Origin of the sequence: Micromonospora sp. NPDC049101, assembly GCF_040648675.1 — a bacterium.
GTDB lineage: Bacteria > Actinomycetota > Actinomycetes > Mycobacteriales > Micromonosporaceae > Micromonospora.
In genome coordinates this window covers 286,965-306,099 of the sequence record NZ_JBEZED010000006.1, presented here as the reverse complement: position 1 = coordinate 306,099, position 19,135 = coordinate 286,965, and the positions used below count along the sequence as shown (strand labels likewise).

Annotated in this window: 21 protein-coding genes and 1 pseudogene; 8 read left to right on the top strand and 14 right to left on the bottom strand. The window is 68.4% G+C overall.

Annotation, left to right across the window (positions count from 1 at the left end; all coding sequences use genetic code 11):
* Positions 1-69: 69 nt before the first annotated feature.
* The 3 genes from AB0B57_RS11255 (at position 70) to AB0B57_RS11245 (ending at position 1,525) form a co-directional block, all read left to right on the top strand.
* On the top strand, positions 70-537 hold the full coding sequence (locus AB0B57_RS11255; RefSeq protein ID WP_357067814.1) for a nuclear transport factor 2 family protein: 468 nt from the start codon (positions 70-72) through the stop codon (positions 535-537).
* A gap of 98 nt (positions 538-635) precedes the next feature.
* Positions 636-1,151 (top strand): hypothetical protein, encoded by a 516-nt coding sequence (locus AB0B57_RS11250; protein ID WP_357067812.1) that lies wholly within the window; start codon positions 636-638, stop codon positions 1,149-1,151.
* Between the two features lie 29 nt (positions 1,152-1,180).
* Complete coding sequence (locus AB0B57_RS11245) at positions 1,181-1,525, top strand: hypothetical protein (protein ID WP_357067810.1); 345 nt, start codon at positions 1,181-1,183, stop codon at positions 1,523-1,525.
* A 76-nt stretch (positions 1,526-1,601) separates the two neighbouring features.
* Here AB0B57_RS11245 and AB0B57_RS11240 read toward each other — a convergent pair.
* The 4 genes and pseudogenes from AB0B57_RS11240 to AB0B57_RS11225 form a co-directional block, all read right to left on the bottom strand.
* Positions 1,602-2,147 (bottom strand): annotated as a pseudogene (locus AB0B57_RS11240) (ATP-binding protein); the annotation flags it as partial.
* Between the two features lie 114 nt (positions 2,148-2,261).
* The gene (locus AB0B57_RS11235; protein WP_357067808.1) at positions 2,262-2,906 is read right to left on the bottom strand and encodes an alpha/beta hydrolase; all 645 of its coding nucleotides are present in this window, start codon (positions 2,904-2,906) and stop codon (positions 2,262-2,264) included.
* Between the two features lie 88 nt (positions 2,907-2,994).
* On the bottom strand, positions 2,995-4,002 hold the full coding sequence (locus tag AB0B57_RS11230) for an NAD(P)-dependent alcohol dehydrogenase (RefSeq protein WP_357067806.1): 1,008 nt from the start codon (positions 4,000-4,002) through the stop codon (positions 2,995-2,997).
* A gap of 26 nt (positions 4,003-4,028) precedes the next feature.
* Positions 4,029-4,451: a hypothetical protein gene (locus tag AB0B57_RS11225; protein ID WP_357067804.1), complete on the bottom strand. Its 423-nt coding sequence runs from the start codon at positions 4,449-4,451 to the stop codon at positions 4,029-4,031.
* On the opposite strand from AB0B57_RS11225, the gene AB0B57_RS11220 reads away from it, so the two are divergent.
* Both AB0B57_RS11220 and AB0B57_RS11215 read left to right on the top strand, forming a co-directional pair.
* Entirely contained in the window at positions 4,441-5,370 is a 930-nt protein-coding gene (locus tag AB0B57_RS11220) for a helix-turn-helix transcriptional regulator (protein ID WP_357067802.1), read from the top strand. The two genes, AB0B57_RS11225 and AB0B57_RS11220, sit on opposite strands and share 11 nt — an antisense overlap.
* A gap of 217 nt (positions 5,371-5,587) precedes the next feature.
* Complete coding sequence (locus AB0B57_RS11215) at positions 5,588-6,472, top strand: CPBP family intramembrane glutamic endopeptidase (protein ID WP_357067800.1); 885 nt, start codon at positions 5,588-5,590, stop codon at positions 6,470-6,472.
* A gap of 153 nt (positions 6,473-6,625) precedes the next feature.
* Here AB0B57_RS11215 and AB0B57_RS11210 read toward each other — a convergent pair whose 3' ends face one another.
* Positions 6,626-7,465, bottom strand: coding sequence for an NAD(P)H-binding protein (locus tag AB0B57_RS11210; RefSeq protein WP_357067798.1), 840 nt, complete (start codon positions 7,463-7,465; stop codon positions 6,626-6,628).
* 108 nt (positions 7,466-7,573) lie between these two features.
* On the opposite strand from AB0B57_RS11210, the gene AB0B57_RS11205 reads away from it, so the two are divergent.
* Positions 7,574-7,936, top strand: a complete 363-nt coding sequence (locus AB0B57_RS11205) for a helix-turn-helix domain-containing protein (protein WP_357067796.1) — start codon at positions 7,574-7,576, stop codon at positions 7,934-7,936.
* Positions 7,937-8,020: 84 nt separating this feature from the next.
* Here the strand turns inward: AB0B57_RS11205 and AB0B57_RS11200 are convergent, their stop codons facing one another.
* Positions 8,021-8,674, bottom strand: a complete 654-nt coding sequence (locus AB0B57_RS11200) for an NAD(P)-binding domain-containing protein (protein WP_357067794.1) — start codon at positions 8,672-8,674, stop codon at positions 8,021-8,023.
* An 85-nt stretch (positions 8,675-8,759) separates the two neighbouring features.
* Here AB0B57_RS11200 and AB0B57_RS11195 point away from each other — a divergent pair, with 85 nt between their 5' ends.
* Complete coding sequence (locus AB0B57_RS11195) at positions 8,760-9,134, top strand: helix-turn-helix domain-containing protein (RefSeq protein ID WP_357067792.1); 375 nt, start codon at positions 8,760-8,762, stop codon at positions 9,132-9,134.
* 90 nt (positions 9,135-9,224) lie between these two features.
* Here the strand turns inward: AB0B57_RS11195 and AB0B57_RS11190 are convergent, their stop codons facing one another.
* Complete coding sequence (locus AB0B57_RS11190; protein ID WP_357067790.1) at positions 9,225-9,869, bottom strand: response regulator transcription factor; 645 nt, start codon at positions 9,867-9,869, stop codon at positions 9,225-9,227.
* Positions 9,866-10,837 carry a histidine kinase gene (locus tag AB0B57_RS11185; RefSeq protein ID WP_357067788.1) on the bottom strand — a complete coding sequence of 324 codons (972 nt, stop codon included), beginning with the start codon at positions 10,835-10,837 and terminating at the stop codon, positions 9,866-9,868. Before AB0B57_RS11185 ends, AB0B57_RS11190 begins: the two co-directional genes overlap by 4 nt.
* A 159-nt stretch (positions 10,838-10,996) precedes the next feature.
* On the opposite strand from AB0B57_RS11185, the gene AB0B57_RS11180 reads away from it, so the two are divergent.
* The gene (locus AB0B57_RS11180) at positions 10,997-12,220 is read left to right on the top strand and encodes an NYN domain-containing protein (RefSeq protein WP_357067786.1); all 1,224 of its coding nucleotides are present in this window, start codon (positions 10,997-10,999) and stop codon (positions 12,218-12,220) included.
* A 46-nt stretch (positions 12,221-12,266) separates the two neighbouring features.
* On the opposite strand, the gene AB0B57_RS11175 is transcribed toward AB0B57_RS11180, so the two are convergent.
* The 6 genes from AB0B57_RS11175 to AB0B57_RS11150 form a co-directional block, all read right to left on the bottom strand.
* The gene (locus tag AB0B57_RS11175; RefSeq protein ID WP_357067784.1) at positions 12,267-12,638 is read right to left on the bottom strand and encodes a DUF805 domain-containing protein; all 372 of its coding nucleotides are present in this window, start codon (positions 12,636-12,638) and stop codon (positions 12,267-12,269) included.
* Positions 12,639-12,909: 271 nt separating this feature from the next.
* On the bottom strand, positions 12,910-14,652 hold the full coding sequence (locus tag AB0B57_RS11170; protein ID WP_357067782.1) for an ABC transporter substrate-binding protein: 1,743 nt from the start codon (positions 14,650-14,652) through the stop codon (positions 12,910-12,912).
* Between the two features lie 141 nt (positions 14,653-14,793).
* Positions 14,794-15,780: an ABC transporter permease gene (locus tag AB0B57_RS11165; protein WP_357067780.1), complete on the bottom strand. Its 987-nt coding sequence runs from the start codon at positions 15,778-15,780 to the stop codon at positions 14,794-14,796.
* Positions 15,781-15,790: 10 nt separating this feature from the next.
* Positions 15,791-16,798 (bottom strand): ABC transporter permease, encoded by a 1,008-nt coding sequence (locus AB0B57_RS11160; RefSeq protein ID WP_357067778.1) that lies wholly within the window; start codon positions 16,796-16,798, stop codon positions 15,791-15,793.
* The gene (locus AB0B57_RS11155; protein WP_357067776.1) at positions 16,795-17,805 is read right to left on the bottom strand and encodes a dipeptide ABC transporter ATP-binding protein; all 1,011 of its coding nucleotides are present in this window, start codon (positions 17,803-17,805) and stop codon (positions 16,795-16,797) included. Before AB0B57_RS11155 ends, AB0B57_RS11160 begins: the two co-directional genes overlap by 4 nt.
* The gene (locus tag AB0B57_RS11150) at positions 17,802-18,884 is read right to left on the bottom strand and encodes an ABC transporter ATP-binding protein (RefSeq protein ID WP_357067895.1); all 1,083 of its coding nucleotides are present in this window, start codon (positions 18,882-18,884) and stop codon (positions 17,802-17,804) included. Before AB0B57_RS11150 ends, AB0B57_RS11155 begins: the two co-directional genes overlap by 4 nt.
* Positions 18,885-19,135: the final 251 nt, after the last annotated feature.

The window sequence follows — 19,135 nt, the reverse complement described above, 5'->3', positions numbered from 1 at the left end:
GCCAGCCATTCCCGGATGTAGTCCCCGACATGCACCAAGTGGCATTCACCGATTCGAAGGAAGCCCGGCATGAGCAGCCCACGCGAAACCTTCCTCCGGCTGGTGAACGGTGTCTGCGACGGTCCGTACGAAGACTTGGCTGACCTGTACGCCGAAGAAACCCATGTCACGCATCCGTTCCACCCGCTCGACCCGCCTCCGCTGCTCAGCCGCAGTGAGCTGCACGAGCACTTCACCGCGCCACCTCCGGTCGCCCGGACGCTGAAGCGTAAGCCGGTCGACGTGACGATCCATGAAACCGCCGACCCGGAGGTGATCGTCGCCGAGTTCGCCTACCAGGGGCGGGTCGACGAGACAGGCGAGACGTTCCGGGTGCCGTGTGTCTTCGTGATGCGCATCCGCGACGGGCTCATCATCGAGTCCCGTGACTACATCGACCACATCTCCAGTGCGCGGGCCTGGGGTCAACTCGACAGTCTGCTGACCGCGCTTCGTCCGCAGGAAAGCACCACGATTGACGGTGCAGCCCAGCCCTGATTCCCTCCGGCTGCTCCACCGACAGCCCTCCCACAGTGACGACGCGGTGCAATCAAAACGTGTGGAGCCGCCCGGCGTCTGATGGGTACCGTCCGGCGGTGGGGCAGATCGGACGGTACCGCTACGTCGGTCCGGCGGAGCTGAATGACCACGGGGCCGCGGTCGTCGACGTCGTTGCCGTCGACACAACTGCCTCGCTCGACGGCTGGCTCGCCCAGCGGGATCGCAAGGAGGTCACCGAGCCCTTCACGTTCGTCGTTGCTCTCGACGGCACGCTCAGGCTGGCGCCCCGTCGAAGCGAACACGTCGTCCTTGCCGAGGGTCAGGATGTCCTCGCCGCCGGGGAGATCAGGTTCGCTCCCACGGAGACCGGCTGGCGCGTTGTCGAGGTGACCAATCAGTCGACTGGATACTGCCCCGATCCGGACTCCTGGCCCGCAGTGACCAGGGCACTCGACCGCTTGGGCGTACCTCATCCTGGCACCTTCACCGACAAGGTCATCTTCCGCCGATGTCCCACCTGCGGCGAGCGGAACATCGTGCGCGACGACGACTTCACCTGCGCCCTGTGCGACGGCCGTCTACCCACACGGTGGAACTTCCCGCCTGGCTGAGGCCCATCCCAGACGTAGGCTCTGCGGTCATGCACAGCACCCTGACCGAGCATGCCCGGTGCCTCTACGGCGACGAGTACCGGTCCGCGTCGCAGTGTGGACCGGACCACCAGGAGCAGTACTTCGTCGAAGAACTGACCTTCGCGGACGCGGAAGCCATCCTCGCGATGCTGCGGGAACTCTGCCCGAACCTGGCCGACGGATTTCTGCCGGTCTGGGTCCGCAATCTGGCTTACCGGCTTGTGCTCCTGCAGCGGCCGAACCAGCCGGCGCTCATGCGCGAGGCGGCCGCCAGCCTGTACCTGCACGGTCCCGATTGGGACGACCTCGCGGCAGAGCTACGCAGGCAGGCCGACGCACTGGAAGACCGCTGACCAGGACAGATGAGGTACGTGTGGGCGACGGACCGGGTCAGATCCACTGATCTGCCGCCGCTGCGAGGAGCGGGCGTCAAGAGACCGACGGCGGCCAGCGGTGTGTGCGCCACTCGTCCCAGGTCGCGAATCCAGCCGGTGGGTCATCGATGGGTTCGCTGCCGTCAAGCTCGCCCGGCGTCGGGATCTCGATGCTGGCAGCCCACTCGGCGAGTTCCTCGTCGGACATGGGCCAGGTCGTGTGTGGCGCTTCGGCCTGGCGCTGATCGAGTCGTCTGCGCTGCTCGGCTGGGGTGAGTGCGAAGTAGCGCAGCTCCACCGTCGCGCCGAGGTCCGCTGCTGCCTGCCGCAGCGCGGAGCGCTCGTCCCGACTCCAGAGGCCGAAGTCGATCACGACGTTGTTGCCGAGGTCGAGGGCGCGCAGCCCGATCTGGATGAGCAGTCCTTCGATCACGTCCTGAGCCGATGGCGGATTCTCCTGCCCGTAGAGAGCCTTCACCCACTCGTCCTTGGTGAGTCGAAGTGCTCTCTGCTCGGCCTCGATCCGCCGAGCGGCTGTGGTCTTCCCCGTGCAGGGGAGCCCGACGGTCAGGAACAGTGTTGGTTGCCTCATCATCACCCGCTTCCGCCCGAACGCCCCATCATCGCTGACAGCCGCTCACGCCGCCGGGAGGTCGCAACCAGCTCCGTCGCCCTGAGATGCTCGTTCCGACCGGGACGGCCGTGGCCCCGCCCGTCAGGGCAGCGGGTACGCGGTCAGACGGTCGGCGAGTTGCGTCGGGTGGCTGAGCGCCACCGCGTGGCCGCCGTCCATCTCGTCCGGGACGACGCCTAGTCGGTCGGCGGCCACCCGGCGCTGGAAGTCCGCCGGGAAGAACCGGTCCTCGCGTGCGATGAGCACCCTCGTCGGCACCTCTGGCCAGGTGTCCAGGGGCCACGGCTCGTCCCCTTCCGCGCTGACCTGGCCCCGGCTGTGTGCGGGTGCCGCCGCGACGATGTCGGCGGGCACGCCGTTGTAGAACTGCTGCTCCTCGCTGAGCCCTTCCGTGCCGCGGTAACCGGTGTTGGCCCACCAGTCACCGGGCCTCTCACCGGGCTTCGGGACCATCGGTGTGAGCAGGACGATCAGCCGCACCGGCAGCTTGTCGGCAATCAGCGGCGCGGTGAACGCACCGTACGAGTGCCCGACGACCACGAGGTCGCGCCGGTCGCCGATCGCGTCGACGACCGTCTGGCAGAACTCGGTGAACCCCGCCGAGCTGTCCTCGATCGGCAGCTCCGGGACCACCACGTCGTGGCCGCGCCTGGTCAGCTCGGGGACAAGGAGATGCCAGTCCCAGGCGCTGCCCCCGCCGCCGTGGATCAGAACGAAAGTCGCCATGCCCCGAAGCCTGACGCACGGGTACGACATCCAGCTCACCGATTCGCCGACAGACGTGCGGGGCGGATTTCGCCGCCACGCGCACCGACTATCGGACTTCGATGATGACCTTTCCGAATGGGCTGGCCGACTCGTAGTGCCGAAACGCCGCGCCGGCTTCCTCGAACGGGAACGCGCGACTGGTGACGGGCCGAAGCTGGTGCGCGGTGATGATCTCGTTCAGCTGGGTGAACTGGGCGTGATTTCCGACCGCCAGCGCCCGGACCGTCGCGGCGACACCGAACAGCAGGCGAGGGTCGAGTGGTGGCCAGTCACCGGAGAGGGACCCGACGAACGCGACGTGCCCGTTGACGGCAAGCGACTTCAGTGACTGCTCCAGTGAGCCGGCAGTGTCGACGACCCGGTCGACCCCTCGCCCGCCGGTGATGTCGCGGACCACGGTATGCCAGTCGGGAACGGCCCGATAGTTGACGACCTCGTCAGCGCCCAGGTCACGAAGGCGCCGCTCCTTTTCCACCTGGCCGGTTGTGGCGATCACCCTCGCACCGAGAAGCTTGGCCAGTTGCACAGCGAACAGTGATACGCCGCCCGATCCGGTGGTCAATACCGTGTGTCCGGGCTGGATCCCGGGACCGTCCCCGGTCAGCGCGTTCCATGCGGTGACGGCGGCGCACGGCAGCGTCGCGGCTTCGGCGTAGGAGAGGTGTTCGGGGACCGGGACGAGGGCTTGCTCCGGCAGGACGGCGAGTTCGGTGAGCATGCCGTCGAGGGAGCCTCCCAGTTGTGGCAGGTATGACGGTTCCAGGGGGCCGTCCAACCATTGCGGGAACAGCGCGGCGGTGACCCGGTCACCCGGTCGCACCAGTTGGACGCCTGGCCCCACGGCAATCACCTGTCCGGCACCGTCGCCGACCGGGATGACGTCCGATTTGACCGGCAGCACGTACCGCCCCCGCAGCACCAGCAGGTCGCGGAAGCTGAGCGAGACGGCGTGGACCGCGACCGCCACCTCGCCGACACCTGGCGTGGGCGGTTCGTGGGTACGCAGCTTCAGACCATCAATGCCGTCGCCGCTGTTCACACGGTAGCTGCGCACGGAAGGGGGCAGCACATTCATCGCGGTCATCCCTCGATGAACTGGTAGTCGCTGACGATGCACCCGTCCGTGCCGAGCACAAGGATCTCCAGCCCGACACCGCCCACGTCGCCACCGTCGCGAGGCACCATCTCCCAGCGAAACTTGACCATGTCGTGGAGCCGTTCCGCATCCCCACGGCAACGGAACACGAAGGTGCCCGGGGCGACGAACTCCTCGTACGCGCGTGTCACTCGCACCTGAAGCTCGTCGTGCCCACGCGCCTCCAGGACGAGGCGACCGAACCCCAGGCCCTTGGCGGCCTGTCGCATCTCCTGAGGCGCCTGCAGGACATGGACCCCGTCGGTGGACCACAGCTCGCGGACGGCGGCGCGTCGGCGTTCCGGGTCGGGTTCGTTCCACACCGCGACGTAGCGGTCAGTGAGGTTCTTCAGGTCGATGTCAGCCATGCTGATCCTTCGGTCGTGGATGATCGTTGCGACCACGACTGTTCTGTACCGGATGCGCCGCGACAATTCCCCGGAGGGAATCGCCAACCGGCCCGGCACCCGGTACACAGAAAGAATGATCACCGAATCCGCGAGTGGCGGACTCGCAGGTGCGTTACGCACATGGCGCACCCGACGACGCGTCAGCCAACTCGAACTGGCGGTGCGGGCCGGCACCACGCAACGGCACGTCAGCTTCATTGAGAGCGGACGCTCAATGCCTGGCCGGGCGATGATCATACGGCTGGCCGAATCGCTGGAGGTGCCGATCCGTGAACGCAACGGGCTGCTCCTCGCCGCCGGATTCGCGCCCGCGTACCCACAGCGTGAACTGGACGACCCCCAACTGGCGCCGGTCCGAGCCGCCCTCGAGCGCGTCCTGCAGGGCCACCTGCCGTACCCGGCCGTGATCGTCGACCGGCACGGCGACCTCATCTCCGCCAACGCCGGCTTCCAGATGATCACTCGCGGAGTGGACCCACACCTGCTCACTCCACCGGTGAGCGTCCCCCGAGTCCTGCTGCACCCCTGCGGTCTCGCACCCCGCATCGTCAACCTCGACGAATGGGCCTGGCACATCATCGACAGCGTCCGAGCTGAAAGCGTCCGCAACCCGAGCGACCGGCTCCAGCGCCTCGCCGAGGAACTCGTCGACCTGGCACCTCCGCGGCCACGGCAACTCTCGCCACATCACCTCGGGTTCGCGGTGCCAATGCATCTGCGCACAAGCAACCCGGACAGCCGGGAACTGCGGCTCATCACCACACTCACCCACTTCGGCACCGCCACCGACGTCACCATCGCCGAACTCCGCCTGGAAGCATTCCTCCCGGCCGACGAAGCCACCAGCGCAGCGCTAGCCGACCTCGTCAGGTGGTAGGTAACACTCCGCCAGCGCCGATCCGAGGAGGCTGGCCAGAAACCGACGCCGGCCGAGGGCCCCTACGGCACTGTCTGGCCGGGGCGGCCAGCACGGTAGTCCGCGGTGCCCCCAGTCTCCTCTGGGGCTAACGCTACGGGCGAGGTATACCTAGCCCTACGCCGTTCCGATAACTGGGGGTAGTGGTTTTCGTTCGGTGGAATGGTTGCCTGGCGACATGTCGAGATTCAAGGGAGTGGGAACGTTCCTACTCATCACCTTTGGCGCAACCTGGACTGTCGAGATCACGCTCTGCCTGCAGGGCTTCTCGCTGGCAAATCCGCTCGTGCAGATCCTCTCCCTCGCCTGGATCGCGCCCGCCGCCGCTGCCTTCATTGTTCGCCGCTGGGTCACACGCGAAGGTTTCACCGACGCCGGGATGGCGCTGCGACTGCGCGCGGCTTGGCCCCACTACCTTGCGGCCTGGCTCGGACCGCTGGCATTCGCCGCCGCCGCCGTCGGCATCGCAGCGGCCCTGGGGCTGTGGCGGCCGACCCTGGCACCGGTGAACGATCTGGTACCTGGCCTGCCGTGGTGGGCCTTCCTGACTGTCCTGATGCTCCTCGTACCGCTACTGGCCCCGCTCTACTGGGGCGAGGAGTTCGGCTGGACCAGCTACCTGCGGCTGCGGATCTTTCCCGGACGACCGCTGGCCGCCACCCTGGCCACCGGCCTGATCTGGGCGATCTGGCACTATCCGCTGCCCTTCCTCGGCTACATCGAGTTCAGCAACGTGACCCTGGGCCTGCTGGTCTGGACGGTGTCATTCCTGTGCCAAGAGATCATCCTTGCCTGGCTGCGGCTGCGCAGCGGCAGCATCTGGACCACAAGCGTTGCGCACGCCGGAAACAACATGACCCTGTCGCTGCTGACCGGCACCCTGCTGGGTGAAACATTCGATGCTATTGCGGCCACGATGCTGATGACCGCCCCCATGGCAGCGGTGGCCGGCTGGATTCTGCTCAGCGGGCGGTACCGGGCCGTGCCACAACGCCCGACACACCAGCCGTCTGCCAAGCCTCAAGACGTATCGACATGGTCCTCCTCGAGACACCACGCGTGACCGGAATGATCCGCACGCTCTGGATGACAGGGGTGCTCTGCGTCGTTCCCCCTCGATCACGTGCACGCTCATGACTCTGACGATGACCGGACAGCCGATCACGGCTGGCCGGTCATCGGTCCGAGGGAAAGGACGGTTCAAGGGCGTGGCACGTCAGCGAAAGGAGTCGATGTTGCGCGCGGCCCACGCGGCGAAGGGGCGTGGCGATCGGCCCAGCACCTCCGACACGTCTGGGCTGATCCGCTGCTCCCGTGCGGTCGGCGTGCCCACGATCGCCAGCGTCCCCTCGACCACCGGTGGTGGCATGAAACGCAGCATCTGTTCGCGGGCCTCGTCCGGCGTCTGCTCGAGAAAGTTGATCGGTTCGCCGAGCGCGGTAGCGAGATCGGCGACCCGTTCACGTGGTGTGCTCAGCGCCGGACCGGTCAGCTCATACGTGCGGCCGGCGTGGGTGGCGTCGCGAAGGGCGACAGCCGCCACCTCGGCGATGTCGTCGGGGTCGATCACCGGCAGACCGACCTCGCCGAACGGTGCGGCCACCGTCCGTTGGTTGCGAACCGGTCCGGCCCAGGCGAGGGCGTTGGAGGCGAAACCGCCAGGGCGCAGGATCGTCCAGCCGAGGCCGGACCGACGTACAAGGTCTTCGATGGCGTGCAGGGGTGCGTGCGACGCCGCCCCCGGCCTGGTACCGACCGCCTGCGAGGATTGCAGCACGATGCGCTTCACACCGGCGGCCGTGGTGACCCGCAGGATCTCGGGCATGTTGAGATGCGCCCCGGCGCCCTCCACGAGCAGGAACAGCGCTTCGGCGCCAGCGAGCGCCGGCCCCAGGCTGTCCGGCCGCTCCAGGTCCGCGCGATGGTGGCGCACCCCGTCCGGTACGACGACCGGGCGTCGTGCACGGGACACCGCCGTCGCCGCGGCACCCGACGCCGCGAGGATCGACAACAGCTTCCGACCGACGTTCCCGGTGGCGCCTGTCACGACGAACATGTCTCAACCTCCAGATCGACCGCGTCGTTCGCGCGGCTGGAGGAGACGTTAGTAGCGTCGATATAGCAGGTACCTAGAGGATAGTATTGGATCTATGAGGGAGGCCACATGCAACGGTCAGCGAACCCCGAGCTGGCCTGCCCGGTCGCGCCGGTCGTCGACATCGTGTTCAGCCGATGGACCACACCGATTTTGTGGGCTCTGCACGAGTACGGTCGGCAGCGATTCGTGGAGCTGGAGCGCCGGCTGACCAGCATCACCCCGAAGGTGCTCACGCAACGGCTCCGCCAACTCGAACGCGACGGGCTGGTGACGCGCACCTACCACGCCGAGGTGCCACCCCGGGTCGAATACGAGATCACCGAGCTGGGTGCCAGCCTCGGTCCGCTCTTCGCGCACCTGTCCACCTGGGCCGACACCCACCTCGGCGAGGTGGAGCGTGCACGGCACGCCTACGACGCAGAACGATGAGCCTACGCCGGCCAGCTCATGGCGGTGGTGGCCCGAGAGGCCATGACCCCTGTCCGCAGCTGGCCGATAAGCGGAAGTCCGGACTCATGGCTGTTGAGGAGTTTCGTCTGCTCTCGATGACGGAACCGCCGGGATCGCCGACTGCGGATCGACACCGGCGAACGCAAGCCCGATGACGAACCCGGCGACCTCCTCCAGCTGGCGTGCCCGGTCCAGCCCGCCAAGTACGGCAGGAACGCCTCCGACGTCGCGTACGAGCGAGCCGACGATCTCCAGCGCTCCGGGGTCGTCCCCGCACATCGCGACAGTTGCCGGTGTCGACGCGGGTGCCGTCCACCGCGTCGATGGGAACAGATGGAACGCCTTGACCACGTGAGCGCCGGGGGCGAGTTCGGCGACGTGCTGCGCAATCGCGCGTCCGGATCGCGTCCGCAGCACACCGATGCCATGCTCGACCGCGTTGGTCGGATCAATGAGCGGCTTACCGGCGAGCGACCCGGCGGGTGCGCCGGCCGCCGGGAGGATGTCGGCGATGCCCTCCCATTGCACCGAGAGCAGGACGGCGTCGGCGTCCGCGACCACGTCGGGTAGCCGCCTAGCACGACCTCCGGATGCCTTCGCCGCGATCTCCGCGCGCTCCGGCGAGCGGCCGCCGATGCTGATGTCATGTCCGGCCCGGGTCCAGCCGGTGGCCAGCGCCGTGGCGAGGGTTCCGGTGCCGAGAATTCCGATACGCATGACGTCAGACTCTAGGAAATCCAATGCGAACCGATCGGGTCGTTGCGCACCACCAGGTGCGTATCGGCCGTGACACGATGACCGAATGTCTCCTCAGACGGACGGCGACTGTGTGGATTTCGTGGCGGACTGCCGGTTGCGAATGGGAACTGACCTGTTCACGCATGTCTGGGATCCGGTGATTCTGGCCGCTCTCGCCGCCGGCCCGCAACGTCGCCGCGCTCTCCGGACGATGATCGGCGGCATCAGCGACAAGGCGCTCACCGAGGCACTCCACCGGCTCGTCACCAACGGCCTGATCGAGCGGACGTCATACGCCGAGTCGCCTCCCAGGGTCGACTACGCGTTGACACCTCTCGGTCGGACCTTCGCCGACGGCCCGATGCGCGCACTCGCCGAATGGATCACCCGCTACGGCGACGAGCTCTTCGAGGCGCAGGAACAGATGCGCCTGGCGTAACCCTGCCCGTAGGACTGGTTGCTGTTGCCCTCGGTTGTGCTGGTGCCCTCTTCGGCGCCTGCCAGGCGGTGACGCGTATCGGCTCTCGACCTATCCGGCGTGCGGATCGGCCAGACCAGCTCGCCATGCCCAGGCCGCGATGCCCACCCGATTGTGGAGCCCCAGTTTCGCCTGGATGTTCGCGATGTGGGTCTTGGCGGTGCCGGCGGAGATGAACAGTTCGGCCCCGATCTGCGCGTTGGTCAGACCCTGAGCGACAAGCCGTACGATGTCGATCTCGCGGTGTGTCAGGGGGTTGGGCACCGGGGGTTGGTCGGCCTTGGTGGCCGCTCGCAGCAGCCGGATGGTGACCTGGGGGCTGATCAGGGCGTCACCAGCCATCGCCGCACGGACTCCCTCGACCAGAAGCGTTGGCCCTGATCGTTTGAGCAGGAATCCGCAGGCGCCGTTGCGCAGGGCGGCATCCACGTACTCGTCCAGGTCGAAGGTGGTGACCACGACCACCCGCATGCCCGCGGCGGTGAGCAGCCGGGTCAGTTCCAGGCCGTCGATGCCGGGCATCCGGATGTCGGTGAGTACGACGTCCGGCCGCAGCCTGTTCGCCAGGGCCAGGGCCGCAGTCCCGTCGGCGGCCTCGCCGATGACCGTGATGTCGGGCTGGGAGTCCAGAACGAGGCGGAAGCCGCTCCGCACGTCCGGCTGGTCGTCGGCGAGCAGGACGCGGGTGCTGTTCATGACGGGACTGACGGGATGACGGCGACGACTTCCCAGCCGCGCTCGCATGGGCCGGCCGACAGCGCGCCGCCACCTGCGGCGACCTGCTCCCGGAGGCCGGCAAGGCCCCTCCCGCCGTGCCGGTCGCGGCGCTGGCGGGGTGGCGGCAGCGCCGTGTCGTTGTGGACCCGCACCGTGATGCCGGCGGCATCGCCGGTGACCGACACGTCGACCCGGGTCGACGTCGACGCGTGCCGCCGGACGTTGGTCAGGGCCTCGACCACGATCCGGTACGCCACGGCGGCGCTGTCGCGGGACACCTCGCCCGATGCGAGATCCTGGACGAGGCGCGCGTCGAGGTGACCCGCCGCGCGGAACCGATCCACCAGGCCCGGCAGGTCGTCCAGTGTGGGCAGCGGCCGAACGGTGCCGGCATCAGGTCCGTGCAGCATGCCGACCACCTGATCCATGGTGGCCAGCGCCGCCAGACCCGCGGCCTCGATACGCTCCAGGGCCGGACCGGCCGCCTCCGGCTGGCTGGCCGCGACGAAGCGGGCCGCCTGGGCCTGCGCCACGATCCCGCTGATGTCGTGGGCGACGAAATCGTGCAGGTCACGCGCCATCTGTAGGCGCTGAGCACGCTCGGCCTGCTCCACGGCCAGTGCCCGCCGGTGCAGCATCAGCCGTGGGTAGCCACCGCCGACGACCGCGACAAGTGCCGGTGTCGTCCAGACCGCTGCCGCGCCGATCCGTTCCGCGGTGGCCATGCCGTCGGTGAACGACCAGAGGACCAGGGCCATCGCCACCCCGGCGAGCCCGGCAGCAGGAGCGATGTGCCGGTGTGGTCCCCACCGCACCGCGATGGCCAACAGCACCGCGAGGGTGGCCATCACCAGGAAGAAAGGACCGCCGAGGTCGCTCACGAACGTCACGCCCAGCGTGCAGACGCTGGCCGCCATGCTGATCCGGCCGAGGTGCCGTCGCATCATCACCTGATCCTAGGTGGGCATCGCCGTATGCCGATCGGCGTAGGACAGCGCCGCGGTCGTGCTCCACCTCGCCCCGTCGGCAGATGGTGGCGTACACCCGGCGTGGCCAAGGCTGGTGAGGCAGCGGCGATCGGACGCCGCGCTCTCACGGGGAGTGACATGTCTGAAGGGGTAAAGAACGGGATCAGGTGGTGGCAGCGCTGGCCGACGTGGTCGGGGTACGCGGCGGCCGGCTGGTCGTTGGCGTACGCCATGCTCGGCGTGTACTGGACGGCCGGCGGTGACGGGTTCCCGTTCGCGCCGGTCGACGACGACCACAGGACAGGCTCGATTCTGGAGGGCGTCCCGGTGGAGGTCAGCGCGCCACTCATGGCGGCGCTCGGCCTGGTCGGTGCTGTGGTCGGGCTGGCGATGGCGCGAGGCGCTGGTTCTCGCCGTCAGTCGGCGGCGATGATCGCGTTCGGCTGGATCGCGGCGGCCAGCCTCACCATGCTCATCCCGGACTACACCATGATCGCCGTGCTGGCGTTCGCCCCACTGCTGCTGGTGTTCGCCTTCACCGGCGTGCCCGGCCCGCAGGGCGGCATCGGTGACATCCTGTACTGGCACCGAAACAACCTGATCATCCTGTTCGCGGGTGGGCTGCTGTGGGCCGTGGCCACGCTGGCCTACCAACGCCGCAGGCGTGCGGCATGCCAGCACTGCGGCCGTCGGCACGGGTCGACCGGCGACGGACCATCCCCGCAGACGCTGCTGCGGTGGGGGCGTTGGGCTGTCGTGATCGCCTGCCTGGCGCCGCTGCCCTACGAGATCACCAGAGTGGCCTGGTTCTTCGGCCACCCTCTGGGCATCAGCCGGGACTTTCTCACGATGATGCAGGACACCGACGGCATGCTCTGGATCGGGCTGGGCTGCGCCATCGCCTCGATGCTGGGTGGCGTGCTCACGCACGGTCTGGTCAGCCGGTGGGGCGAGGTCTACCCCCGGTGGATCTGGTTCAAGGCCGGAAGACCGGTGCCGCCGGCACTCGCGATCGTTCCGGCGTCCCTCGTCGCCGTCGTCCTCATCCCGGCCGGGCTGATGATGCTCTGGGACCTCGACATCCACGAGGGGTGGGGCCTGCGTCTCCCCAGCGTGCCCTGGGTGCTCTGGGGAGTCGCGCTCGGCGCGGCCACCGTCACCTACCACCTCCGCCGGCGCGGCACCTGCCCACACTGCGGACCGGACGGCGGGGTTGCCGGAGCTGACTCCGACCATCCACGGTCGGCGATGCCCGGAGTGAAAGGCGCTGCGACGGCTGTTCCGCAGACAACGGAAGGGCCCCTTCCCGTCGACAATGTCGGGAAGGGACCCTTGCCTGCCTGTGATCGAGCTACGGCCTGACGTACGCGTTCGGGATGTTCATCCGTTGCTGGGCGGGGACCAGCGGTCAGCCCTTGGGGCTGGGGCCGAAGCGGTTCGATCCGGGCGTGCTGTCCATAACAAAGAACACGATCAGGACGATGGCGCCCACGATCGGCACCAGGGCGATCAGCAACCACCACCCCGTCCGGTCGGTGTCGTGCAGGCGTCGCACCGCGACCGCCAGCGACGGCAGCAGCAGCACCAGCGAGGCGATAAGACCGATGACGCCGGTCGACGAGCCCTCGAAGGTCAATCCCAGCGCGCTGTCCAGGATGGCGGCGACAATGCTGACAAGCAGGGTGAACAGGGCGAACCACCAGTACTCAGACCGGCGGGCCCGACCCGAGAAGCCGACGTACTGGCTAAGAACCGATTTGATTGCGGCACCGAAGGACACAACTATCTCCCGTTATTTGAGGGGTTCTCAAGGTCATCGCGAGGGCAGCCAAACAGATCGATGTCGCGGGGTCAACGGCTAATTAGGCACGATCTTCTTCGCACGTATCTGCCGCTGTCCACCGCTTGTCCGGGCCGGCAAGGTGCCTGTCGTGTCGACCCGTGCACACAGGGGGCGATGCGGGATCGCCAAGCGATCTGCCCGGCAAGAACAGAAGGGCCCCCTCCCGACGACGCTGTCGGGAGGGGGCCCTTCTGGCCTGCGGTTCGACCTACGGCTTCACGTACGCGTTCACGAACGACGGGTAGCCGAAGACGCTGGAGATGAAGATCCCGCCGGCCTTGGATCCGTGCACGTTGTAGGCCACGTCGACGAAGAGCGGCACCACCGGTGCGTGCTCCTTCATGATCCGCTCGTCGAGCTTGGCCCACTCCGGGCCCTGGTCGGCGGCGGGCATGGCCTGGATCCGGTCCATCTCGGCGTTGATCGCCGGGTCGTTGAAGTAGGACTGGTTGCTGTTGCCCTCGGCCTTGATGGTGCGGCCGTCGTAGAGCACCGGCAGGATCGACGCCCCGCTCGGCCAGTCCGCCGCCCAGTTACCGATGTACAGGTCCCAGGGGTTGTCCTTCTTCTTGATCTCGTCGAGCTTCGCGTCGTCGGAGATGTTCCGCAGCGTGATCTTGAAGCCGGCGCGCTCCAGGTTGGCCTTGAGCTGGGCGCCCTGCTGCTGCTCGGTCGAGTTGTCGGCGACACCGAGGACCAGCTCCGGCGTCTTTCCGCCGAGCAGTTCCTTGGCCTTGTCGACGTTGCCGTTGGCGCCCGCCGGGTACGCGTCGTACGCCTTGTAGCCAATGGTGGCCGACGGCATCAGCGTGGTCAGCGGCGCGGCGACGGTCTGTCCACCCATCGCCTTGATGAAGCCCTCACGGTCGATGGCGTAGTTGAGGGCCTGGCGGACCTTCAGGTCGGTGACCCGCTGGTTGTTGATGACGAGCTGGTTGGCGCTCGGGGTCGGCGAGAGAATCGTCCGGGGCTTGAGCGCGGCGTCACCGGCCACCTTGGCGACCAGCGAGGCGGGCACGGTGTTGAAGGCGAGCGCGCTCTGGTCGGCGCCGTTGTCGGCGATCACCCGGTTGTTGGCCGCGTCCGCGGTCGGGCCGAAGCTCCAGACGAACTGGTCCGGGTACTGGTGCCGGACCGGGTCGGTCTTCGGGTCCCAGTTGGGGTTGCGGTCCAGGGTGATCTGCACGCCCACCTGGTTCTTGGCGACCTTGTACGGGCCGGACGAGAACGGCTGCTTGTCCAGGTCGACGCCGGTGTCCTTGTCGGCGGGCAGCGGCGCGGTGGTCGGCAGCGAGACCGCGAACGGCAGGTCACAGCGCGGCTTGGCGAACTCGAAGCGCAGCGTCTTGGCGTCCGGCGTGCTCAGGCCGGGCGGCAGCGACGTCTTGTTCTTCTTGAAGTCCCACTTGGTGTCGAACTGCGGGGTGTCGGCCAGCCACTCCTGGATGTAGGTCGGGCCGCCGGACAGGTCCGGGTCGAAGGAGCGGGCGATGCCGTACGCGATCTCCTTGGCGGTGATCGGCCGGCCGTCCTCGAACTTCACCCCGTCCTTGATCGTGAATTCCCAGACCTTGCAGTCGTTGTTGACGTTCTTGCCCGGCGTCTCGGCCAGGTCGCCCACCAGGACCAGGCCGCCCTTGCCGTCGTCCTTCCAGGTGGTCAGGTAGCGCGCGAAGAGCGGGTTGGTCATCAGACCGGCGAACGAGTACGTCCGCTGTGGGTCGAGGTGGGAGATCGGCGACTCCCGGATGATGGTGAAGGTGCCGCCCTTCGCCGCGCCGCTCACCTCGGCCGCCGGCCCCTGCGAGTCCTTGGGGTCGGTCGCGATGACCCCGGTCTGCTGCCGGTCGGTGTCCACGGTGGTGCCCTCGCCCGTGTTCTTCGAGCACGCACCCAATGCCACCACCAGAGCGATCGCGCCGCCCGCGGCGGCCACCACGCGTGGTCTCATGAATACCCCCTTCACCCATGTGCCGTGCGTTTCGTCGGGGCGAGAACCGCCGACGTCCCGAGGATCGTAAGGAAGAAAACCTACGAGTTGTGTAACAGTTGTCGATAAATTTCGCCACCGACCACGCGCTTCACATCTGGCTCAGCGCAACCGCACCCGTGGGTCAATGGCCGCGTAGAGCAGGTCGACAAGCACGTTCGCCAGCACCACGAAGACGGCCGCGATCAGCACTGTCGCCATGATGGTGGGCAGGTCCCCCGCGCGCACCGCGTCCACCGCCGTACGCCCCAGCCCCTGGATGCCGAACGTCGTCTCGGTGATCACCGTCCCGCCCAGCGCCCCGCCCACGTCCAGGCCGGCGATGGTCACCACCGGGGTGATCGCCGCGCGCAGCGCGTGTCGCCCGTACACCGTGGGTTTGGCCAGGCCCTTGGCCCGCGCGGTCCGGACGAAGTCCTCGGACAGGGTCTCCAGCATCTGCGCCCGGGACAGCCGGGCGTAGATGGCCGAGAAGAGGAAGGCCAGCGCCACCCAGGCGAGCACCAGCCCACTCGCCCACTTCGCCGGGTTGTCGAAGATGGAGGTGTAGCTGGGCACCGGCAGCAGCCGCAGGTTGTAGACGAAGACCAGCAGCAGCACCGCGCCCACGAAGTAGAGCTGCAACGACGCGCCGGTCAGCGAGAACCCGATGGCCGCCCGGTCGAGCCAGGTGCCGCGCCGCAACGCGGAGATCATGCCGAGGCCCACCCCGAGCAGCAACCAGAGGATGGCCGCCGGGAGCACGATGCTCAGCGTCACCGGCAGCACCCGGGCGATGGTGTCCGAGACGGCCTCGTTGCTGACGTACGACCAGCCCAGGCACGGCGCGTCACACCGGCCACCCTGAGCGCTGCCCAGGTCCCGGCCGGTGACGATGCCCTTCATGTAACCGGCGTACTGGCTGACCAGCGGGTCGTTGAGGCCCAGGTCGTCGCGGACCCGCTCCAGCCGCTCCGGGTTGCAGTTCTTCGAGCAGATGCTGCTGACCGGGTCGCGCGGCAGGGCGAAGAACATCAGGAAGGTCAGCACGCTCACCGCGAAGAGGGTCAGCGTGGCCGAGAAGAGCCGCTTGATCAGGAACCGGAACATGAGCCCACCCCTACCGGGACGACTTCGGGTCGAGCGCGTCCCGCAACGCGTCGCCGAAGAGGTTGAAGGCGAACACCAGCGCGAAGATCATGATGCCCGGGAAGAACACGTAGGCCGGGTCGGTCTGGAGGAAGTCCAGACTGTCGTAGATCATCCGACCGAAGCTCGGGGTCTCGTCGCTGAGGCCGACACCGATGAACGACAGCGCCGCCTCGCTGGTGATGAACTGCGGGACCGCCAGCGAGAACGAGACCAGGATCGGCGCCCAGATGTTTGGCAGCAGTTGCCGGAAGATGATGTGCCCCAGCCCGGCCCCGCTGGCCTTGGCCGCCTCCACGAACTCGCGCTCGCGCAGCGCGATCACCTGCCCGCGAACCAGCCGTGCCGTGCTGGTCCAGCCGAAGATGGCGAACACGGCGATCAGCACGCCCACCCCGAAGGCGGACGACACCTGCCCCCGCTCGCCGTAGAACCGCAGCGTGATGGTGGGGGTGAGGGCCAGCGCGATGATCAGGAACGGCATCGCGAGGGTCAGGTCGGTGATCCAGTTGATCACCGCGTCGAGCCAGCCGCCGAGGTAGCCCGCGAGCGCGCCGAGCACGATCCCGATCGTCGCGGTGATCAACGCGGCGGCGAACGCGATGAACAACGACGTCCGCAGCCCGTAGATCAGCCGGATGAAGATGTCCCTCCCCAGCCCCGGCTCCAGGCCGAACCAGTGCTCCCCGGTGACCCCGCCGGCATAACCCAGGGGCATGCCGAAGCCGTCCAGCAGGTTCTGGAACTGCTCCCGCGGACCCACGCCGTAGGCCATCTCGATCAGCGGAGCCGCCAACCCCACAAGCATGAAGAACACCAGGAGTACGCCGCTGACCATCGCCGTCCGGTCCCGGCGCAGCCGCAGCCAGGCGAGCTGACCTGGCGAACGCCCGACGACACCCTTCGCCGCGGGCGTGGTCGCGTCCGGGTCGGACTCGATCTCGGCCAGCGCCACACCCTCCACCGGGGACAGGCTCACGACGGCACCTCCTCGACGACCTGGGTGATCGACCCCGCAACCTCGGGAAAGTGACACGCGGTGGCCTGCCGACCGCCGTCGCGCGGGACCAGCGCGGGCTCCTCGGTGGCGCAGACGTCCTGCGCCTTCCAGCAGCGGGTGCGGAAGCGGCAGCCCGACGGCGGGTCCAGCGGAGTGGGCACGTCGCCGCTGAGCCGGATCCGGCCCGCCGGGCCGAGCTGGGTGACGTCCGGGATCGCCGAGAGCAACGCCCGGGTGTACGGGTGCTGCGGACGCTCGTAGATGTCCGCCCGGTCGCCGATCTCCACGATCCGGCCCAGATACATCACCGCGACCCGTTGGCAGAAGTGCCGGACCACGGCCAGGTCGTGCGCGATGAACACGAACGCCAGGCCAAGCTCCCGTTGCAGGTCGCGCAGCAGGTTGACGACCTGCGCCTGGATCGAGACGTCCAGCGCGGACACCGGCTCGTCGGCGACGATCAGCTTGGGCCGCAGCGCCAGCGCGCGGGCGATGCCGATACGTTGACGTTGACCGCCGGAGAACTCGTGCGGGTACCGGTTGTAGTGCTCCGGGTTCAACCCGACCAGCTCCAGCAGCTCCTGCACCCGTGCCCTGGTGCCGCCGGGCGGCTTGATCCCGTTGACCTGCAACGGCATCGCCACGATCCGGCCCACGGTGTGCCGAGGGTTCAACGAGGCGTACGGGTCCTGGAAGATGATCTGGAAGTCCTGCCGCAGCGGGCGCAACTCCCGCCGGCCGGCGTGGGTGATGTCGCGCCCGGCGAACTCGATGCTGCCGCTCGTCGGCTCCAACAGCCGCACCAGCATCCGGCCGGTGGTGGTCTTGCCGCAGCCCGACTCCCCCACCAGCCCGAGCGTCTCCCCCGGGCGCACGTCGAAGTCGAGCCCGTCCACCGCCCGCACCAGGCCGCTGGCGCGCAGCCCCTGGCGTACCGGGAAGTGCTTGGTCAGGCCGCGGACCCGCAGCAGTGGTTCGTCGGTCATCGGGCCACCCCCACGGATGCGACGTCCTCGGCGTAGCGCGCGGCGCGCTCCTCGGCACTCAGGTGGCAGGCCACCAGGTGGCCGGCCGCCCCCGCCACGCCGGCTGGGCCGGTCCCGCCGGCCGGGCGCAGTTCGGGGACCTCGGTGCGGGATCGACTGCCGACGCGGTCCGCGTAGCGGCAGCGTGGGTGGAACGCGCAGCCCGGCGGCAGGTTGATCAGGCTGGGCGGGTTGCCGGGGATGGGCACCAGGTCCGCGTCCGCGTCGCCGTGCAGCGACGGCACGCTGGAGAGCAACCCCCAGGTGTACGGATGCTGCGGCGCACGGAGCACCTGCTCGACGCTGCCCCGCTCGACGGCACGCCCGCCGTACATGACAAGCACGTCGTCGGCGACCTGGCCGACCACGCCCAGATCGTGGGTGATCAGGATGATCGCGGAGTGGAACTCCTCCTGCAGATCGGCGAGCAGGTCCAGGATCTGTGCCTGCACGGTGACGTCCAGCGCGGTGGTCGGCTCGTCGGCGATCAGCAGCGCCGGGTCGTTGACCAGGGACATCGCGATCATGACCCGTTGCCGCATGCCGCCGGAGAACTCGTGCGGGTACTGGTCGAAACGGCGCGCCGGCTGCGGGATGCCGACCCGGTCCAGCATGTCCACCGCCCGCTGGCGGGCCTCGCGCCGGTTGGCCTTCGGGTGGTGCACCCGATACGCCTCGGCGATCTGCCGGCCCACCGTGTAGTACGGGTGCAGCGCCGACAGTGGATCCTGGAAGATCATTGCCATGTCCCGGCCGCGCAGCCGGCGTACCTCCTCGTCGGCGAGACCGACCACCTGCCGGCCGCCGACGGAGATCTCCCCGGTGACGGTGGTCCGTTTCGGATCGTGCAGGCCGAGGATGGCCAGCGAGGTGACGCTCTTGCCGGAGCCCGACTCGCCGACGATGCCGAGCGTGCGCCCCCGTTCGACGGCGAACGACACCCCGTCGACCGCGCGCACCACGCCGTCCTCGGTGTCGAACCGGACCCGCAGGTCACTGACCCGCAGGTAGGCGTCCTGGTCGGAGCGCTGCGCCGGCACGGCGGGGCGGGCGTCCGGTTCCCCGGACGGCACCGGTTCCGAGCTGTCCACGGCCGCCTCCCTCTGTGACGAAGAGAACTTACAGGAAAGTCCCGAGGGTGAAAATAAGCTACAAAGTCGGCGCGTGTCAGCGGGCCCGAGCGTAACGAGTCCGCATCGGCCCCGCACCCCCGTCACCTCGCCATCCACACCCGTTCATGGCTCTGATCGCACGTCAAGTGCGATCATTGGGCGAGCAGCCAGCAGAGGAT

Bases quoted from the DNA above. Each gene is read 5' to 3' on its own strand.
- AB0B57_RS11255 (WP_357067814.1), top strand. From the start codon at position 70: ATGAGCAGCCCACGCGAAACCTTCCTCCGGCTGGTGAACGGTGTCTGC.
- AB0B57_RS11245 (WP_357067810.1), top strand. From the start codon at position 1,181: ATGCACAGCACCCTGACCGAGCATGCCCGGTGCCTCTACGGCGACGAG.
- AB0B57_RS11235 (WP_357067808.1), bottom strand. From the start codon at position 2,906: ATGGCGACTTTCGTTCTGATCCACGGCGGCGGGGGCAGCGCCTGGGAC.
- AB0B57_RS11220 (WP_357067802.1), top strand. From the start codon at position 4,441: ATGTCAGCCATGCTGATCCTTCGGTCGTGGATGATCGTTGCGACCACG.
- AB0B57_RS11225 (WP_357067804.1), bottom strand. From the start codon at position 4,451: ATGGCTGACATCGACCTGAAGAACCTCACTGACCGCTACGTCGCGGTG.
- AB0B57_RS11215 (WP_357067800.1), top strand. From the start codon at position 5,588: ATGTCGAGATTCAAGGGAGTGGGAACGTTCCTACTCATCACCTTTGGC.
- AB0B57_RS11210 (WP_357067798.1), bottom strand. From the start codon at position 7,465: ATGTTCGTCGTGACAGGCGCCACCGGGAACGTCGGTCGGAAGCTGTTG.
- AB0B57_RS11205 (WP_357067796.1), top strand. From the start codon at position 7,574: ATGCAACGGTCAGCGAACCCCGAGCTGGCCTGCCCGGTCGCGCCGGTC.
- AB0B57_RS11200 (WP_357067794.1), bottom strand. From the start codon at position 8,674: ATGCGTATCGGAATTCTCGGCACCGGAACCCTCGCCACGGCGCTGGCC.
- AB0B57_RS11195 (WP_357067792.1), top strand. From the start codon at position 8,760: ATGTCTCCTCAGACGGACGGCGACTGTGTGGATTTCGTGGCGGACTGC.
- AB0B57_RS11190 (WP_357067790.1), bottom strand. From the start codon at position 9,869: ATGAACAGCACCCGCGTCCTGCTCGCCGACGACCAGCCGGACGTGCGG.
- AB0B57_RS11185 (WP_357067788.1), bottom strand. From the start codon at position 10,837: ATGATGCGACGGCACCTCGGCCGGATCAGCATGGCGGCCAGCGTCTGC.
- AB0B57_RS11180 (WP_357067786.1), top strand. From the start codon at position 10,997: ATGTCTGAAGGGGTAAAGAACGGGATCAGGTGGTGGCAGCGCTGGCCG.
- AB0B57_RS11170 (WP_357067782.1), bottom strand. From the start codon at position 14,652: ATGAGACCACGCGTGGTGGCCGCCGCGGGCGGCGCGATCGCTCTGGTG.
- AB0B57_RS11165 (WP_357067780.1), bottom strand. From the start codon at position 15,780: ATGTTCCGGTTCCTGATCAAGCGGCTCTTCTCGGCCACGCTGACCCTC.
- AB0B57_RS11155 (WP_357067776.1), bottom strand. From the start codon at position 17,805: ATGACCGACGAACCACTGCTGCGGGTCCGCGGCCTGACCAAGCACTTC.